Source organism: Kribbella sp. VKM Ac-2568 (assembly GCF_004345365.1).
GTDB classification, from domain to species: Bacteria; Actinomycetota; Actinomycetes; order Propionibacteriales; family Kribbellaceae; genus Kribbella; species Kribbella orskensis.
The window spans coordinates 474,609-488,395 of sequence record NZ_SLVF01000002.1; the positions used below are offsets into that span (position 1 = coordinate 474,609).

The following is a 13,787-nucleotide window of genomic DNA, read 5'->3' on the forward strand; positions in this document are numbered from 1 at the left end:
GGCCAGGTCGGCTCACCCACTCGTGTCGGCATCCAACGGGACCGGTCGCGTCGGCCTCAGGGACGCAGCAGTCACCGGCAGGCGCCTCGGAGGCTCAGCCCGGCGGCGTCGCTGCGTGTCGGAGTACCGCGGGGATCAGAACCACGTCCGCCCACGCTGCGTGGCGGAGTACTGGGGGAAACAGAACCACACCCTGCGCCGGGGCGTGGATGTGGTTCGGGTGATGCTCAGGTCAGGCTGCGGGGCGGCTCAGAGGTCCTCGTCGCGGCGACGCCGCCAACGGTCTTCCATCCGCTCCATGAAGCTGCCGGACGACTCGTGTCTGGTTCTGTGCCGCTTGGACGGTGGCGGAGGCGGCGGCATGTCATCGCCGTCACTCGTACCGCTCAGGCGCTTCATGCTCAGCGCCGCGATGTACAGACAGGCAACCATCACGACGAAGCCGATGACTCCGATGATGGTGTTGGGAATGATCGCGCCGGCCATCAAAATACCGATGCCCAGCACAAATCCAACGCCGGCAAGCACTGCCCGGCGCTTGTAATACAAGCGCACATTTGTTCCTCGCATGGCGGAGACGAACTTCGGGTCTTCCGCAGCGAGGGCACGTTCGAGCTGCTCGAACTGGCGCTGCTCTTCTTCCGAGAGGGGCACCGTCGATCCCTCCATGGTGAGCGCGATCTCGATAGGCCGAGTCCAGTCTAGGCCGCCCATGCGGTCCACGAAACCCTGACCGCCTGTCCCGCGCGTCACGGTCGCACAACTCCACCCCGTAACCACCCCTCCCTACCGCCCAAACCCCCAATTCCCACCGCTCCCCGCTCCCCGAACCCCACCACCTCGGCGTGTCGCCCCACCCCCCTCCAACCACAGCCAGTAACCACCTGCCCACCAAGCCCGACTGCAACCCACCATCACCTCCCCACAACAGCCCCCAGCCCCTGCACCCGCCGGCCGCCACCCAGCCACCACTACCAACGCCAGGGCGCAGGTGGGGGTCGCGGGTGGCGAGACGGCTGCGACGAGCTTGAGTTTGGCGCGCCGAGGTGGCGAGTAGATCGGGCGTATCGCCGGCGGCCAGCGACTGCGGCAGCGTCGTACTCCGCACTTCGTGACCGCGGTGAAGCTCTCGTCGGACGGATGAGTGCTCGCGATGGCTGATTGTGCAGGCGGTGGGGGGCCAGGAGGCGGCCGGGAAGTCCGCTGGAGTGAGCTCGCCTGGAGTGCGCTTGGCGAGCGGTTTGGCGGGTTAGCGGGTGGCGAGGATGTGGAGTTGGGGGGCTAGGGCTCGGAAGGCGGGGTGTTGGCTGGCGGCGCGTTCCAGTTCGGCGAGGGCTTCTGGGGCACCTGGTTCGGAGTCGACGAAGGCCGAGGGGACGAGGTCGGCGAAGGTGCGGACTCCGTGCACGGTGTGGACCATGAAGCCGGCTTCTGCCAGCTGGGCGGCGATGCCGGCTTCGTCGAAGCGGCGGGGCATGGGGTCGTTCGGGCCCCAGCGGCCGTCGGCGTCCTGGAGTGCGACGCGTGCCTCGGTGAGGTGACCTGCGAGGGCGCGAGCCAGGACCACAGCGTTGCGCTGGGCAACCAACAGGCTGAGGACGCCGCCTTCTCGCAGTACGGAGGCCATCGCCTGGAGCGCCTGGGCGGGATCGTCGACGACCTCGAGAACCCCATGGCACAAGACGGCATCGGCACTCGAATCCCCCGCCAGCCCAGGGAGTTCATTGGCATCACCCTGGACACCACGGACGAGCTTGCTCACGCCTTCGTCACTCGCGCGCCGCTCCAACGACGCCAGTGCATCCGGACTGGGATCAATGACGGTGACGCGGTGACCCTCGACTGCCAGCGGTACGGCGAATCCGCCGGTTCCACCGCCGAGGTCGACGATGTCGAGACCTGCTCCGGGATCGGTACGCCCCCTGCCGGCAAGTGCCACGCGCAGGGCCTCGGCGACCAGCGCCGTACGCACCGAGCGGCGACGTCGGTCGACCATCGTGAATGCCCTCCTCGGCTACGGATCCGCTGCGGGCAACACCCTACTTCCCACCAACCCCAACTCCCCCACCCACCAACCCGTCCCACCAGGTCGCTTCCCCAGCAACTGACACGGACGCAGGTTGGAGGGCGGACGGGGCCCGTGGGCTAGCTGGCCTGCATCCAAGGCTGGGCAAGGACTGATTGAGGGTTGGAGGAGGCGGGGAGGACGGACTGGGTGGTCAGGTGGAGGCTGGATTCGACCAGGGCGTAGAAGGTTTCTACGGCTCGGACCAGGTCATCGGCTTCGCGGATGGTGACTGCTCGCTCCAGGCCTGCTTCCGCGGCCGCGCGTTGGGTGGCGCCGGCGGCGAAGAAGGTCGCCCATTCGCCGAACTCGGGGGCCACCTCGGCCAGCAGCACCCAGGCGTTGCGCTGGACGCGGCGACGCGGGCCGGAACGGACCGGGCGTGCGCGGACCGCGAGGACCGCGGCGGCGACTCGCAGGGCGGCGACGTGGGCGCTCGAATAGCGGATCAGGTGGTCGTCGGTCTCCCGCGCCTCGGCCAGCGCCAGCCGGGCCCGGGAAAGATCGCGGCTGGCCGAACCAGCGGCCGCCGGTGCAACCGGTGAAACTGTCATCGGTCAGTCACCCTCTCCAATTGCCAGCGTCCGGAGTCGGGGTCGTGCGCGAGATCGAACATCTCCCGCCGACCGTGCCGGCCGCACCCCGCCTCCACTCGGTAGACCGCCCGCTGCGGCCCCCAATCTGCATCCAACACACCGACGGCCGCGGATGATCCCGCGGCGGCCGAGGATCCCGCCACTGCCGGAGCGACACCGACACCGGAACCGATCACGCCGCGCTCCCACCAGGCCGCCGTCTCCACCCAATGGGCTTCAACCGCACAGACCCGCCACAACCGCCCGCGCCACAGGAACTGCTCTGGAGTCTGGATGCCGTCCACGACGCCTGAACGCACCTCAACGGCTTCGTCGAACTCCCACATGCTCCATCGCCTCCTGTGTGCAAACTTCTTCCCCTGGTCAGCGGCCCGGTGGGTGGACGCAAGGTGGGGGTCGAGGTCCACCTCGGCGCCCGGCCCACCGGGACCACCGGTTTCCGATGCGGCCGCAACTCCGCACCGGAGTCCTCCAGCTGCTCTGATCGCCCGCAGCCGGTCTCCCGACGATTCCGACTGGGCGGCAATCGAACATCTGTTCGAACACTTGAAGCCTAACCTTGCCCGCCGACAATCGTCAACGGGCCGTAAGCCCGGGACGACCCACCGCGGGCGGTCCTGCCGCCAGACTGGTCGCACCGACCGAATCGAGGCGAGGAGACCGATGCCGACGCCGAGCCGACGCGCCGTCGCCGTGACAGTGGTGGCGGTAGCCGCCGTGGTCGCAGCCGTCGCGCTGCCGCTCTTCCAGCCGTGGCGGCTCTTCACCGACACGGTGGTCGACGAAGCGCTGCCTGGCGCCGATCCGATCTCCATGACCACATCCTCTGCGGCGCCACCGACAATTTCCGGCGACCGGAGCGGCACCCCCTCCAGCGGAGCGACACAGGCACCTGGCAAGTCCCAGTCCCGAGGACCCGAACGCCTCTCCACCGGCCGCTTCATCACCCATGAGCACGACACCCAGGGCACCGCGTCGATCGTCCGGCTGGCTGACGGCAGCCGGGTCCTGCGACTGGAAGGCCTCGACACCTCCGACGGCCCCGACCTCGAGGTCTGGCTCAGCGACGCCCCCGTACTGGAGGGCAAGGCCGGCTGGCACGTGTTCGACGACGGCCGGTATCGCAGTCTCGGCCAACTCAAGGGCAATCGCGGCAACCAGAACTACCCGATCCCCGCATCCGTCGAGCTCGCCGATTTCACCAGCGTCTCGATCTGGTGCAACCGCTTCAACGTCTCCTTCGGCGCCGCGAAACTCCTGCAGGTTTGAGGAAACCACACCCCGACTGTGCGGAAAACCGGATGTGATCGGCCGACCGCGCGAATTAGTGTCGACCCATGGCAACAGACAGCGACTTCGTCTCCGCGAGAGACCTCAGCGCCGGGTTCCACGACGAGGTGGTCCGTCCGTTGCTGGCCGGAATCCCTTACGCTGCAGGCTTGCTGGGCTGGGGCTCCGACGTTCTCGGTTACGACACAGCGCGTTCCACGGACCACGCCTGGGGTCCGCGCCTCCACGTCTTCGTCGACGAGGAGCAGATCCCCCGCGTCGCCAAGCTGATCGAGGACGGCCTCCCCGAGCAGTACCGCGGTCATCCCGTCCGCTTCGGCTGGGACACCCAGCAGCCGATCCACCACGTCACCATCACCACCGTCGAGGCCTGGCTGAAGGACGACCTGGGCATCGAAAACGGCGTCGACAGCGGCATGACCACGGAAGACTGGCTGATCACCCCACAGCAGAAACTGCTCGGCGTCGTCGCCGGCCCCGTGTACGCCGACGACGGCCGCCTGCAGCCGATCCGCGAGGCCCTGAGGTGGTACCCGGACGACGTCTGGACCTGGATGCTCGCTTGCCAGTGGTCCCGGATCGCGCAGGAAGAGGCGTTCGTCCAGCGCACCGCGGAAGTCGGCGACCACCTCGGCTCGCGGGTCGTCGCCGCACGCCTGGTTCGCGACGTGATGCGACTCGCCCTGCTGATGGCGCGGACCTACGCGCCGTACACGAAATGGCTCGGTACTGCGTTCGCCGGGCTCGACCACAGCGATGGGCTGGACCGCGACCTGGAGGCGACCCTTGCCGCCGACACCCTGGCGGATCGCGAACGCGCGCTGGTCTCGGCATACGAGAAGGTCGCGCGGAGGCACAACGACCTCGGGCTCACCGAGCCGCTGGACCCACTGCCCAGGCAGTTCTTCGATCGCCCGGCGCAGGTGATCGGCGCGGACCGGTTCGTCGAGGCGTGTCTGGCGAAGGTGCGGGATCCCCGGGTGAAGGAGCTCGGGCTGGTCGGGTCGATCGACCAGTTCGCGGACAACACGGACGTCGTCAGCAACCCGGCCGCGTACCGAAGACTGATCAAGTTCTACGAGAAGTAGGGTTCCAGCGTGAGTAAGCATCCCAATGTCCAGCGGGTCGCCGACGCCCTGGCGGCAGCCGGCGCCACCGGCGAGATCAAGATCCTCGACGAGGCAGTCCCGACCGCGGCGGCCGCGGCGGCGGAGCTCGGCTGCGAGGTCGGCGCGATCGCGAACAGCCTGATCTTCGACGGCGATGGTTCGCCCGTGCTGATCCTCACCTCAGGCGCGCACCGGGTGGACACCGCGAAGCTCGCGGCGGAGCTCGGCATCGCCAAGCTGCGCCGGGCGACGCCGGAGTTCGTCAAGGAGCACACCGGCCAGTCGATCGGCGGGGTCGCGCCGGTCGGGCACCCGCACCAGGTGCGGACGCTGGTCGACACGGCGCTCGAGCAGTACGGCGAGGTCTGGGCCGCGGCTGGGATCCCTCACTCGGTCTTCCCGACGACCTACAAGGAACTCCTGGACCTCACGAACGGCACGCCGGTCACCGTCAACTGACGAATCCCGCCGGGAGCAACTGGCCAATCGAGTCGGGAGCGATGAGTTGGGCGTGTGCCGGGAGTCTTACCTGTCGATCGCAACCGATGACAGGAGACCCGCATGGCTGTGCAGCAGACCTCTCAACCGCTCGACACCGAGTTCACCGCGGCACTGGAGAAGGACGGGGCGTTCGCGACGTTCCTGACCGTGCCGGACTCGGCTGAGCTGCTCGGAACCCGTCGGGCCGTCAAGGTGAGCGGGACGATCGATGGGCATCCGTTCGCCGCTACCTTGATGCCGTCCGGGAACGGGCCGCACTGGTTGCCGCTGAAGATCGCCCTCTGCAAGCTGATCGGCAAGAGCCAGGCCGGCGAAGAGGTCAAGGTGCACCTCCAGCAAAGGCGCACCTGAGCTCCTGAGTGGCACTAGAAGTACTCGGCCAGGAGGCTGGTGGCACCTCGGGCTCGGGCGACAGTTGCGGCTGGTGCGAGGGCTTGAAAGTCGGGCCGTGGGTCTACTCGGGAATCGGGTCGGGGCGTAGGTGGGGTTAGTAGTTGATCGAGCGGACGGCCACCACTCAGCAACCTCGCCCCGGCAGCTCACGGCCCGGCGGCGTGCCTGAGGATCGGGCGTGGTTGTGAGTGCCGGATGCCCGGCCCGACCGACCAGCACGCCCACCCGCGGTGCCTCCTCGGACGGGCGCCCGTGGTGGGTCCGAACATCGTCCGGGGACCTCGGACAAGAAATATCGTGTCCCCGGTGCCAGTTGGGTGTCCGCGGTCCCGGTTGGGCGTCCGCGGTGCCGGTTGGGTGTCCCCACCCCCCACATCCACCGCTGGCACCCTTCGGCCGGGGCGTCGCCGAGGGCTGGGCGGCGCTGGAGCTAGAGGTCGAGGACTTCGGCGATCTGTCTGCGGACGAAGGAGCGGGCCAGTTGGCCGCGTCGCAGGCGCCAGAGTGGGGAGGGTAGCGCCAGCGCGGCGTACCGGCCGAGAGCTGGATGCCCCGTGAGCGAGGCGCCCTCGGCGGGTGCGGCGCCCTGGGTGGGTGCGGCGCCCTGGGTGGGTGCGGCGCCCTGGGTGGGTGCGGTGGTGGGCTGCGTGGGTGTGGGGCGCTTGGTGGGTGGGGTGGCGCGGGTGGGAGGGCCGTAGCGGCGGTGGTGGATGTCGGTGACTACCGAGGCGGGGGCGCCTAGGGATGGGAGTAGGGATAGGGCTGCTTGTTTGGTGATTAGGTGGCCGGTGGTGAGGGTTACGCCGGCTCGGGCGACTGTGATCAGGCCTAGGTCTACCCAGATGTCGGTGTACCAGGGGGTGAGCTTTCGGGTGGCCGGATACCAGAAGTGTTCGAGGTCGTCGCGGATGAAGGCGGCCAGTTCCTCGTCGGTGGTTGCCGGCAGCAAGGAAGATGGTGGCGGGCCGAAGAGGCTCCGGTCGCCGAGTGCCAGCTCGCGGCGGGTCACCGCGCCCACCGGGCGATCGAAGTACCGCTGCTGCGCCCAGGTTGGATGGCGAAGCGAAGCATCGGCCAGTTGGTCGACCTGCATGTAGCTGCAGTGCAGCTTCTCCGCCAGCGGATGCGTCTTCTCGAGCGACCGATGAAGTTCGCACAGCGCCTCGGGATCCACGATCGGCCCGTCCAGTACAGCGACCAGATCGAAGTCGCTCCGCCCGACCTGGAAGTCGCCGAGGGCAAGAGATCCGTGCACCCACACAGCACGAACCGGCAAAAGCCCGCACACAGAAGCGACGAAGCCGTCCAGCAGGAGCTGGACGGCTTCGTCTGAGGTCATGCGGTGGATGCTAGACGGCCGGGCGCAGATCCACATCGGCCGCGCGGACGTAAGCCATCCGGTGGCCGAACCAGATCTGGTAGTACCGGTCCTTGCCGAGCACCTGCACGTGGTCCGTCGGCGGCTGCCCGTCGAAGGTCGTCGCGCGGTAGTAGTCCGTCTCGATGGACGCGTCGCTCACCGGGTAGGCCTGACCCTCACCGATCGTGTACTGCAGCGGCGTGACCGTCTGATAAGGAATACCAGCCGGGTAAGCGGACTGCTCCGGGTAAGCCCGACCGTAGACCGGCACCGACGTCCTGCCCGCCTTCGGCTTCACCACAAGACCAGGCTTGGCAAACGCATCCGGCGTACCAGCAGGGCTCTTGAACCAACCCTTGGCGCCCAGGTACCAGACGGCCACCCAGTCACCCGACCGCTCAGCCACCACGTACTGCGAACCGGCGGCGGCGCGTGCTCCGATGTCCGACACCTGCGTGGTGCTGGCACTCGAACCAGGCCGCAGCCCGAGGTCCTTCACCAGCGGAGCAGCGTCGTCCGGCGCCTGCCGGAGGTAGACGAAGTTCGTGCCCTGCGGAGCGCAGGTGCCGTCGGCGTTGCAGTTGGTCACGACCTGCACGTTGTCGGCGAAGCCGGGCTTGATCGTGACGATCGAGCCGGCCTTGACCGGGAAGACGTTGTGGCCGTAGATCGGCGCGCCCAGCAGGTCGAAGTAGTGCTCCCAGTCCCAGTACGGTCCCGGATCCCAGTGCATCCCCGCGACGGTGGACGGGATCGTGCCCGGCACCTGGTCGTGGCCGATGATGTGCGCTCGGTCCAGCGGGATGTCGTTCTTGGCCGCCAGGTAGCGGACCAGCTTGGCCGAGTTGCGGTAGAGCGACTCGGTGAACCAGGTCGCGCCCTGGGCCGCGAAGCCCTCGTGCTCGATCCCGATGCTGTGCATGTTCACGTACCAGTTGCCGGCGTGCCAGGCGACGTCGTTGGCCTTCACGTGCTGCCAGACATGCCCGTCGGACGACCGCATCGTGTACTGCCACGACACGTACGTCGGGTCCTGCACCAGGTTCAGCGTGCCCTGCCAGCCACCCTCGGTGTCGTGGATGACGATGTAGTCGATCTTGCCGGTCTTCGGCCGGTTCGCGAGGTCGTGGTTGCCGTAGTCACCAGGAGTGGTGACATGGTAGGGAGCCGGCAGCCACTCGCAGGTGATCGTCGTGGGGCACTCCGTCGCCCCGGCGGCCTTGGTTCCGGCCGGCAGCGGGGTACGAGCGAGTTGTGACTTGGCCGGTGTCACCTGCAGCGCGGGCATCACGATCTGCTGGCCGGTGTTGGTGGTCCGGGCCGCTCCGCGCGCCATGATCGCGTAGACGTCGTCGGCGAAGGCGGAGGCGCTCGTCTTGTCCGCAGCCCCGGCGTACGAGCTGATCGCGCCGTACCAGTCGGCCGCGGACGTGCTCGCGCCGACGGGCAGCTTGAGCGAGCGCTGGTACTCGGCGAGCAGTGCGGCGCCACCGGCGATGTTGGTGGCGGTGTCGTTCCGCAGCGCGGCCGGGTCGAGTCCGGTCAGCTCGGAAGCCTTGTAGAGGGTGCGCAGCGACTCGCCCTTGGCGACCTTCTCGCCGCCCGACAGGTCGACCGCTTCGGCGGGGTCGACAGCGGTGAGGTGCATCGGTCCGTAACCGCCCGACGTGCTCGCCTTGCCCTGGTGGTCGTCCCACCTGGTCTCGGCATAAGAGACAGCCAGCAGTACGGACTCCGGTACGCCGTACTGCTGCGAGGCCGCCTTGAAGGCGCCGGCAGCGACGGCGGACGCAGGTCCGGGAGTGGAGGCGACCGCCGCGGGCGGACCGCCGGACGACACGCCGGTCACGGTCATGGGCAGCGCTACCGCTGCCAGTGCGGCGAGAATCTTCGAACGACGACGCATGTTGGTTCTCCCTGACCCTGATGGGAAGGCCGGTCACTCAGACCGGCAACCTGATCACTTTGGGTCGTGGAGACTTGGATGTCAACGGTTAACCAAAACTGGGGTCGAGCGGTTCGATTCTGACCACAGGCGGCGTTCTATCGGGGAAGCGACAGAGGGTTACGGAGCAGGACCATGGAAGCGTTGCCGTTGGCGTTCACGACGGGCTGGGCGAGCGGCATCAACGCCTACGCCTGCGTGCTGATCCTCGGCCTGCTCGGCCGCTTCGGCGGCGTCGACGAGGTCCCGGTGGGGCTGACCGGCAACGCCGTGCTGATCGCGGCCGGCGCCTTGTTCGTCTTCGAGTTCGTCGCCGACAAGACCGGGAGCAGTGCCGTCTGATGGCTCGCGTGATCGTCATCGGGGCCGGCCTCGCCGGTCTCGCCACCGCCGTACGGCTGGCCAAGCTCGGGCACCAGGTCACGATCTGCGAGGAGAGTGACCGGCTCGGCGGCGCGCTCGGCCGGGTCGAGGCCGACGGCTTCTGCTGGGACGCCGGAGCAGCCAGTACTACGCTGCCGGCCGCGCTCCGCGACCTGTTCCGCAAGAGCGGGCGGCCGATCGAGAGCCTGGTGCACCTGGAGCCCATCACCGAACCGCGGCGGCACCTGTTCGGCGACGGGTCGATCCTCGACCTACCGGTCGGCGACCGCGCCCCCCAGGCGGAGGCGTGGACCGATCTGGCCGGGGAGAAGGCCGCGCAGCGGTGGACCTCGCTCGTCGACGGATACGGCGAGACCTGGCAGATCCTCCGCAAGACCTCGCTCGAACCACCCCTGCAGGACCGCCTCCCACTCAAGGCGATCCACGCGCTCAAGCCCTGGCAGTCACTGCAGCGCGTCGCCCAGCGGAGCCTCGACGACGAGCGGGCACGCGCAGTACTGCGGTACTACGCGACGCAGCACGGGTCCGACCCGAAGCTCACGCCCGGGTATATCGGCGTGTGGTCGTACCTCGAGCGCACCTTCGGCCGGTGGACCGTCCAGGGCGGGTTCGGCGTCCTCGCCGACGCCCTGGCGCAACGGGCCAGCGAGCGCAAGATCGACATCCACACGAGCGCCGAGGTGGTCGCCGTGACCACCGACAGTGGCAGGGTGACCGGTGTGAGGCTCGCGGACGGCACCGAACTGCCTGCCGAGATCATGGTCAGCGATATCGACCCGCGGGACCTCTACGGCCAACTGGTGGACGACCCGGCCGCCAAGAAGGTCCGCCGTAAGGTTCTGTCGACCCACCAGGCGCAGGCCGCTTACGTCGTCCACCTGGGCCTGAGAGACCCCGTACCCGACCTGCCGTTCGAGACGGTGCTGCATGGCAGCCCGACCGTGGTGGTCCGCACCGGCGGCCAGGCCCCGGCAGGACACCAGGCCTGGTCGGTTCTGGTCCACGGCTACCCCACTGACGACGTACTGGACCTCCTGGTCGCTCGTGGCCTGCACATCCGGGACAAGGTGGTCTCCAGGCAGACCTCAGCCTCCTGGCTGGCCGGGGTGGCCTGGGAGGGCTACAGGACCGCCCGGCGACGCGCGGCGAACGTTTCCCCGGTCAAGGGCCTGTACTGCGTGGGCGCGGGCGCTCACCCGGGCACAGGAGTCCCGGCGACCACCCTGGGCGCGGCGATCGTCGCGGACGCGGTCGGAAAAGCCTGACCGGCCTGGGGTCGGCGAACCCGGCGCACTAGGATTGATCGTTCATGTGTTCCGTGTCGGGGCCAACTCGAAGGTGGGCAGGCCCGGCAGTAGAGAGGACCCCGGTGGATCAATCCCCCACGTCGACCCATCTCGAGAACGTCGAACGGGCTGAGCTCGAAGCCGAGCAGCAGCACGTCGACCGGGTGTACACAAGGGTCGCCGAAGCCGCTCGATCCGCCTCCCGGATCGCGGTCGAAGGGCATCAGCGCGGTCAGGCGCAGAACGTCGGCCGGGTCCGTGACGAGGAGCAGACCGGCCTCTACGAGCGGGACGTGCTGGTGTTCGCCGCCGCCCGCCGGATTGCCGAGCTGGATGCGGAGCACGAGGGCCTGGTCTTCGGCCGGCTCGACTCCGACCAGGGCGACGACAACGAGCCCGCCGCGACCGCCGAGGACCTGGAGAAGCTGTACGTGGGGCGGATCGGCGTCCGCGACGCGGAGTACGAGCCGCTGGTGATCGACTGGCGTGCCCCGGCCGCCGAGCCGTTCTACCGGGCCACCTCGACCGACCGGCTCGGCGTCGTACGGCGCCGGGTGCTGCGCAACAAGGGTCCCCGGATCGTCGGCATCGAGGACGACTTGCTGGCGCCGGAGCGGGCTCCCGAGGACCTGCCGGTGATGGGTGAGGGCGCGCTGATGGCCTCACTGTCCCGCGCGCGTGGCCACACGATGCGCGACATCGTCGCCACCATCCAGGCCGAGCAGGACAAGGCGATCCGCGCACCTGCCCGCGGCGTCACCGTCATCGGTGGTGGCCCGGGCACCGGCAAGACCGTGGTCGCGCTGCACCGCGCGGCCTACCTGCTGTACTCCGACCGCAGGCGGTTCGAGCGCGGCGGCGTGCTCGTGGTCGGTCCGTCGGCGGCCTTCATGGCCTACATCGAGCGGGTGCTCCCCAGCCTCGGCGAGAACACCGTCTCCCTCCGGGCCGTCGGCGAGCTCGTCGACGGCGTCCGGGCCACCGCTGTGGACGAGGCGGAGGTCGCGGCGATCAAAGGCTCCCTGCGGATGCGCGGCCTCCTCTCCCGAGCCGCACGCGACCGGGTGCCCAGCGCTCCGACCACCCTGCGAGTCTTCGTCGGCGGCTCCACCATCGAGCTGGACGCGAACCAGCTCGACAACGTCCGCCGCAACGCGCTGCGCCGTACTCCGCGCAACAAGGCCGGCTCGGAGGCTCGCAAGGCGCTCGTCGCCGCACTGTGGACCCGCTTCCCCGACGACCTGCGCAACGGCGTGTACGGCGACCGCGAGTCGTTCGGGGACATCGTCACGGACCTGCCGGCCTTCAAGACGTTCTTCGCGTCCTGGTGGCCCGTCCTCACCCCCGGCGCCGTACTGCGCTGGCTGGGCGACCCCAGGCGCGCGCAGCGGTGGTCCCGGGGCGACTTCACCCCGGCCGAGATCGACCAGCTGGCGACGGCTGTTCGCGGTACGGACGAGTTCACCATCGCGGACGTAGCACTGCTGGACGAGCTGGCCAACGTGCTCGGGCGGCCGCCCGTCCAGGAAGCCGGCAAGGACGAGGAGTTCGACTGGCTCGAGGGCCTGTCGGACGGCGTGAACGAGGTGCTGACCACCTCGGAGCGCCGCGCGCGGGCGACTGCAGCCGCGGAGGCCGACGAGCCCGACGAGTACGCGCACGTGCTCGTCGACGAGGCGCAGGACCTCTCCCCCATGCAGTGGCGAATGGTGACCCGGCGGGGGCCGCAGGCGAGCTGGACGATCGTGGGCGACCCGGCGCAGAGCTCCTGGCCCGACCCGGACGAGGCCCGCGCGGCGATGGACTCGATGCTGTCGCACCTGCAGCGGCACACGTTCCGGCTGTCGACGAACTACCGGAACTCGGCCGAGATCTACTCCTTCGCCGGTGAGGTGATCCGCCGCCAGATCCCGGACGCGGACCTGCCGGACGCGGTACGGCGTACCGGGGTGGAGCCGGAGCACCGGATCTTCGACGCGGGCAAGGTGGCCGAGGCCGCGGCCGACGCGGCGGGCGAGCTGCTGCAACTGGTGGAGGGAACCGTCGGGGTGATCGTGCCGCCGAAACTCCGGCCGGCGATCGACCCGGCGCTCGCCGACCTCGGTGACCCGCGGGTGGTTGCCCTGAGCCCCCTCGAGTCCAAGGGCCTCGAGTACGACGCTGTCGTGGTGGTCGAGCCCGACCGGATCGTCAGCGACACGCTCGGTGGCGTCCGCGCCCTCTACGTCGTCCTGACCCGCGCCACCCAGCGGATGATCACCGTCAACAGCACCACCCACTGGCTTCCCCAGTAAGGGGCGCTAGCCGCGCGGGATGACGTAGTCGACGAGGTCGGCGTCGTCGGCGGCCAGGTCCGACCAGCGGGTGGTGTGGTGCAGTACGGCCAGGCCGCTGGTCGGGTACTTCCGGGTGAGCTCGACCCGCTGGGGGCTCGTGCCGTCCAGCGTGAGCTCGTCGGCCAGCCAGGGGACGCCCGGCCCGTGGCCGACCAGGATCACGGTGCGGACCTCGGCCGGCACGTCGTGGAGGACGTCGAGGAGTTCGTCGGTGTCCGCGCTGTAGATGCGCCGGTCGTACCAGACGTCCGTCGCGGTCACGCCGGCCGCGGCGGCGTATTCCCAGGTCTCGCGGGTGCGGGTCGACGGCGAGCAGAGCACCAGGTCCGGCTCGATGCCCTGGGCAACGAGATAGCGGCCGGCCGCGGCGGCGTCGGCGCGGCCGCGGTCCGCGAGCGGCCGGTCCAGGTCGGGCATCGTCTCGGGCGGCACCGCCTTGGCGTGCCGGAGCAGCACCAGGGTGCGGTCGATCAGCAGGTCCGACGGGTCAGCCATCGGCTCAGGATAGAGCGTCGAACGCCC

14 protein-coding genes are annotated in these 13,787 nt (G+C 69.3%); 7 read left to right on the top strand and 7 right to left on the bottom strand.

Annotated elements, in window-relative coordinates:
* Positions 1 to 249: 249 nt before the first annotated feature.
* From EV648_RS06020 to EV648_RS43825, 4 genes are all read right to left on the bottom strand, one after another.
* Positions 250 to 714, bottom strand: coding sequence for a DUF3040 domain-containing protein (locus EV648_RS06020; protein WP_241994954.1), 465 nt, complete (start codon positions 712 to 714; stop codon positions 250 to 252).
* Positions 715 to 1,249: 535 nt separating this feature from the next.
* On the bottom strand, positions 1,250 to 1,996 hold the full coding sequence (locus EV648_RS06025) for a methyltransferase domain-containing protein (RefSeq protein ID WP_132285885.1): 747 nt from the start codon (positions 1,994 to 1,996) through the stop codon (positions 1,250 to 1,252).
* Positions 1,997 to 2,145: 149 nt separating this feature from the next.
* Entirely contained in the window at positions 2,146 to 2,619 is a 474-nt protein-coding gene (locus tag EV648_RS06030) for an SAV_6107 family HEPN domain-containing protein (RefSeq protein WP_132285888.1), read from the bottom strand.
* Positions 2,616 to 2,987, bottom strand: a complete 372-nt coding sequence (locus EV648_RS43825) for a DUF6504 family protein (RefSeq protein ID WP_132285891.1) — start codon at positions 2,985 to 2,987, stop codon at positions 2,616 to 2,618. Before EV648_RS43825 ends, EV648_RS06030 begins: the two co-directional genes overlap by 4 nt.
* 337 nt (positions 2,988 to 3,324) lie before the next feature.
* Here EV648_RS43825 and EV648_RS06040 point away from each other — a divergent pair, with 337 nt between their 5' ends.
* From EV648_RS06040 to EV648_RS06055, 4 genes are all read left to right on the top strand, one after another.
* Positions 3,325 to 3,930 (top strand): DM13 domain-containing protein, encoded by a 606-nt coding sequence (locus tag EV648_RS06040; RefSeq protein WP_132285894.1) that lies wholly within the window; start codon positions 3,325 to 3,327, stop codon positions 3,928 to 3,930.
* A gap of 68 nt (positions 3,931 to 3,998) precedes the next feature.
* Positions 3,999 to 5,039, top strand: coding sequence for a DUF4037 domain-containing protein (locus tag EV648_RS06045; RefSeq protein WP_132285897.1), 1,041 nt, complete (start codon positions 3,999 to 4,001; stop codon positions 5,037 to 5,039).
* 9 nt (positions 5,040 to 5,048) lie between these two features.
* Positions 5,049 to 5,519: a YbaK/EbsC family protein gene (locus EV648_RS06050; protein ID WP_132285900.1), complete on the top strand. Its 471-nt coding sequence runs from the start codon at positions 5,049 to 5,051 to the stop codon at positions 5,517 to 5,519.
* A 102-nt stretch (positions 5,520 to 5,621) separates the two neighbouring features.
* Positions 5,622 to 5,912 carry a DUF1905 domain-containing protein gene (locus EV648_RS06055; RefSeq protein WP_132285903.1) on the top strand — a complete coding sequence of 97 codons (291 nt, stop codon included), beginning with the start codon at positions 5,622 to 5,624 and terminating at the stop codon, positions 5,910 to 5,912.
* 472 nt (positions 5,913 to 6,384) lie between these two features.
* Here EV648_RS06055 and EV648_RS06060 read toward each other — a convergent pair whose 3' ends face one another.
* Together EV648_RS06060 and EV648_RS06065 are read right to left on the bottom strand one after the other, a co-directional pair.
* Entirely contained in the window at positions 6,385 to 7,293 is a 909-nt protein-coding gene (locus EV648_RS06060; RefSeq protein WP_158293907.1) for a nucleotidyltransferase domain-containing protein, read from the bottom strand.
* A gap of 10 nt (positions 7,294 to 7,303) precedes the next feature.
* Entirely contained in the window at positions 7,304 to 9,220 is a 1,917-nt protein-coding gene (locus EV648_RS06065) for an N-acetylmuramoyl-L-alanine amidase (protein WP_132285912.1), read from the bottom strand.
* Positions 9,221 to 9,394: 174 nt separating this feature from the next.
* On the opposite strand from EV648_RS06065, the gene EV648_RS06070 reads away from it, so the two are divergent.
* From EV648_RS06070 to EV648_RS06080, 3 genes are all read left to right on the top strand, one after another.
* A complete protein-coding gene (locus tag EV648_RS06070; protein WP_241994925.1) occupies positions 9,395 to 9,601 on the top strand; it encodes a DUF4126 domain-containing protein in 207 nt (68 codons plus the stop codon).
* Positions 9,601 to 10,908, top strand: coding sequence for an NAD(P)/FAD-dependent oxidoreductase (locus EV648_RS06075; protein ID WP_132285914.1), 1,308 nt, complete (start codon positions 9,601 to 9,603; stop codon positions 10,906 to 10,908). Before EV648_RS06070 ends, EV648_RS06075 begins: the two co-directional genes overlap by 1 nt.
* Positions 10,909 to 11,012: 104 nt before the next feature.
* Positions 11,013 to 13,223, top strand: coding sequence for a UvrD-helicase domain-containing protein (locus EV648_RS06080; RefSeq protein WP_132285916.1), 2,211 nt, complete (start codon positions 11,013 to 11,015; stop codon positions 13,221 to 13,223).
* Between the two features lie 6 nt (positions 13,224 to 13,229).
* Here EV648_RS06080 and EV648_RS06085 read toward each other — a convergent pair whose 3' ends face one another.
* Positions 13,230 to 13,760 (bottom strand): histidine phosphatase family protein, encoded by a 531-nt coding sequence (locus tag EV648_RS06085; RefSeq protein WP_132285918.1) that lies wholly within the window; start codon positions 13,758 to 13,760, stop codon positions 13,230 to 13,232.
* Positions 13,761 to 13,787 lie beyond the last annotated feature (27 nt).

Coding starts and splice junctions, on each gene's coding strand:
- EV648_RS06020 (WP_241994954.1), bottom strand. CDS start 714: ATGGGCGGCCTAGACTGGACTCGGCCTATCGAGATCGCGCTCACCATG.
- EV648_RS06025 (WP_132285885.1), bottom strand. CDS start 1,996: ATGGTCGACCGACGTCGCCGCTCGGTGCGTACGGCGCTGGTCGCCGAG.
- EV648_RS06030 (WP_132285888.1), bottom strand. CDS start 2,619: ATGACAGTTTCACCGGTTGCACCGGCGGCCGCTGGTTCGGCCAGCCGC.
- EV648_RS43825 (WP_132285891.1), bottom strand. CDS start 2,987: ATGTGGGAGTTCGACGAAGCCGTTGAGGTGCGTTCAGGCGTCGTGGAC.
- EV648_RS06040 (WP_132285894.1), top strand. CDS start 3,325: ATGCCGACGCCGAGCCGACGCGCCGTCGCCGTGACAGTGGTGGCGGTA.
- EV648_RS06045 (WP_132285897.1), top strand. CDS start 3,999: ATGGCAACAGACAGCGACTTCGTCTCCGCGAGAGACCTCAGCGCCGGG.
- EV648_RS06055 (WP_132285903.1), top strand. CDS start 5,622: ATGGCTGTGCAGCAGACCTCTCAACCGCTCGACACCGAGTTCACCGCG.
- EV648_RS06060 (WP_158293907.1), bottom strand. CDS start 7,293: ATGACCTCAGACGAAGCCGTCCAGCTCCTGCTGGACGGCTTCGTCGCT.
- EV648_RS06065 (WP_132285912.1), bottom strand. CDS start 9,220: ATGCGTCGTCGTTCGAAGATTCTCGCCGCACTGGCAGCGGTAGCGCTG.
- EV648_RS06070 (WP_241994925.1), top strand. CDS start 9,395: ATGGAAGCGTTGCCGTTGGCGTTCACGACGGGCTGGGCGAGCGGCATC.
- EV648_RS06075 (WP_132285914.1), top strand. CDS start 9,601: ATGGCTCGCGTGATCGTCATCGGGGCCGGCCTCGCCGGTCTCGCCACC.
- EV648_RS06085 (WP_132285918.1), bottom strand. CDS start 13,760: ATGGCTGACCCGTCGGACCTGCTGATCGACCGCACCCTGGTGCTGCTC.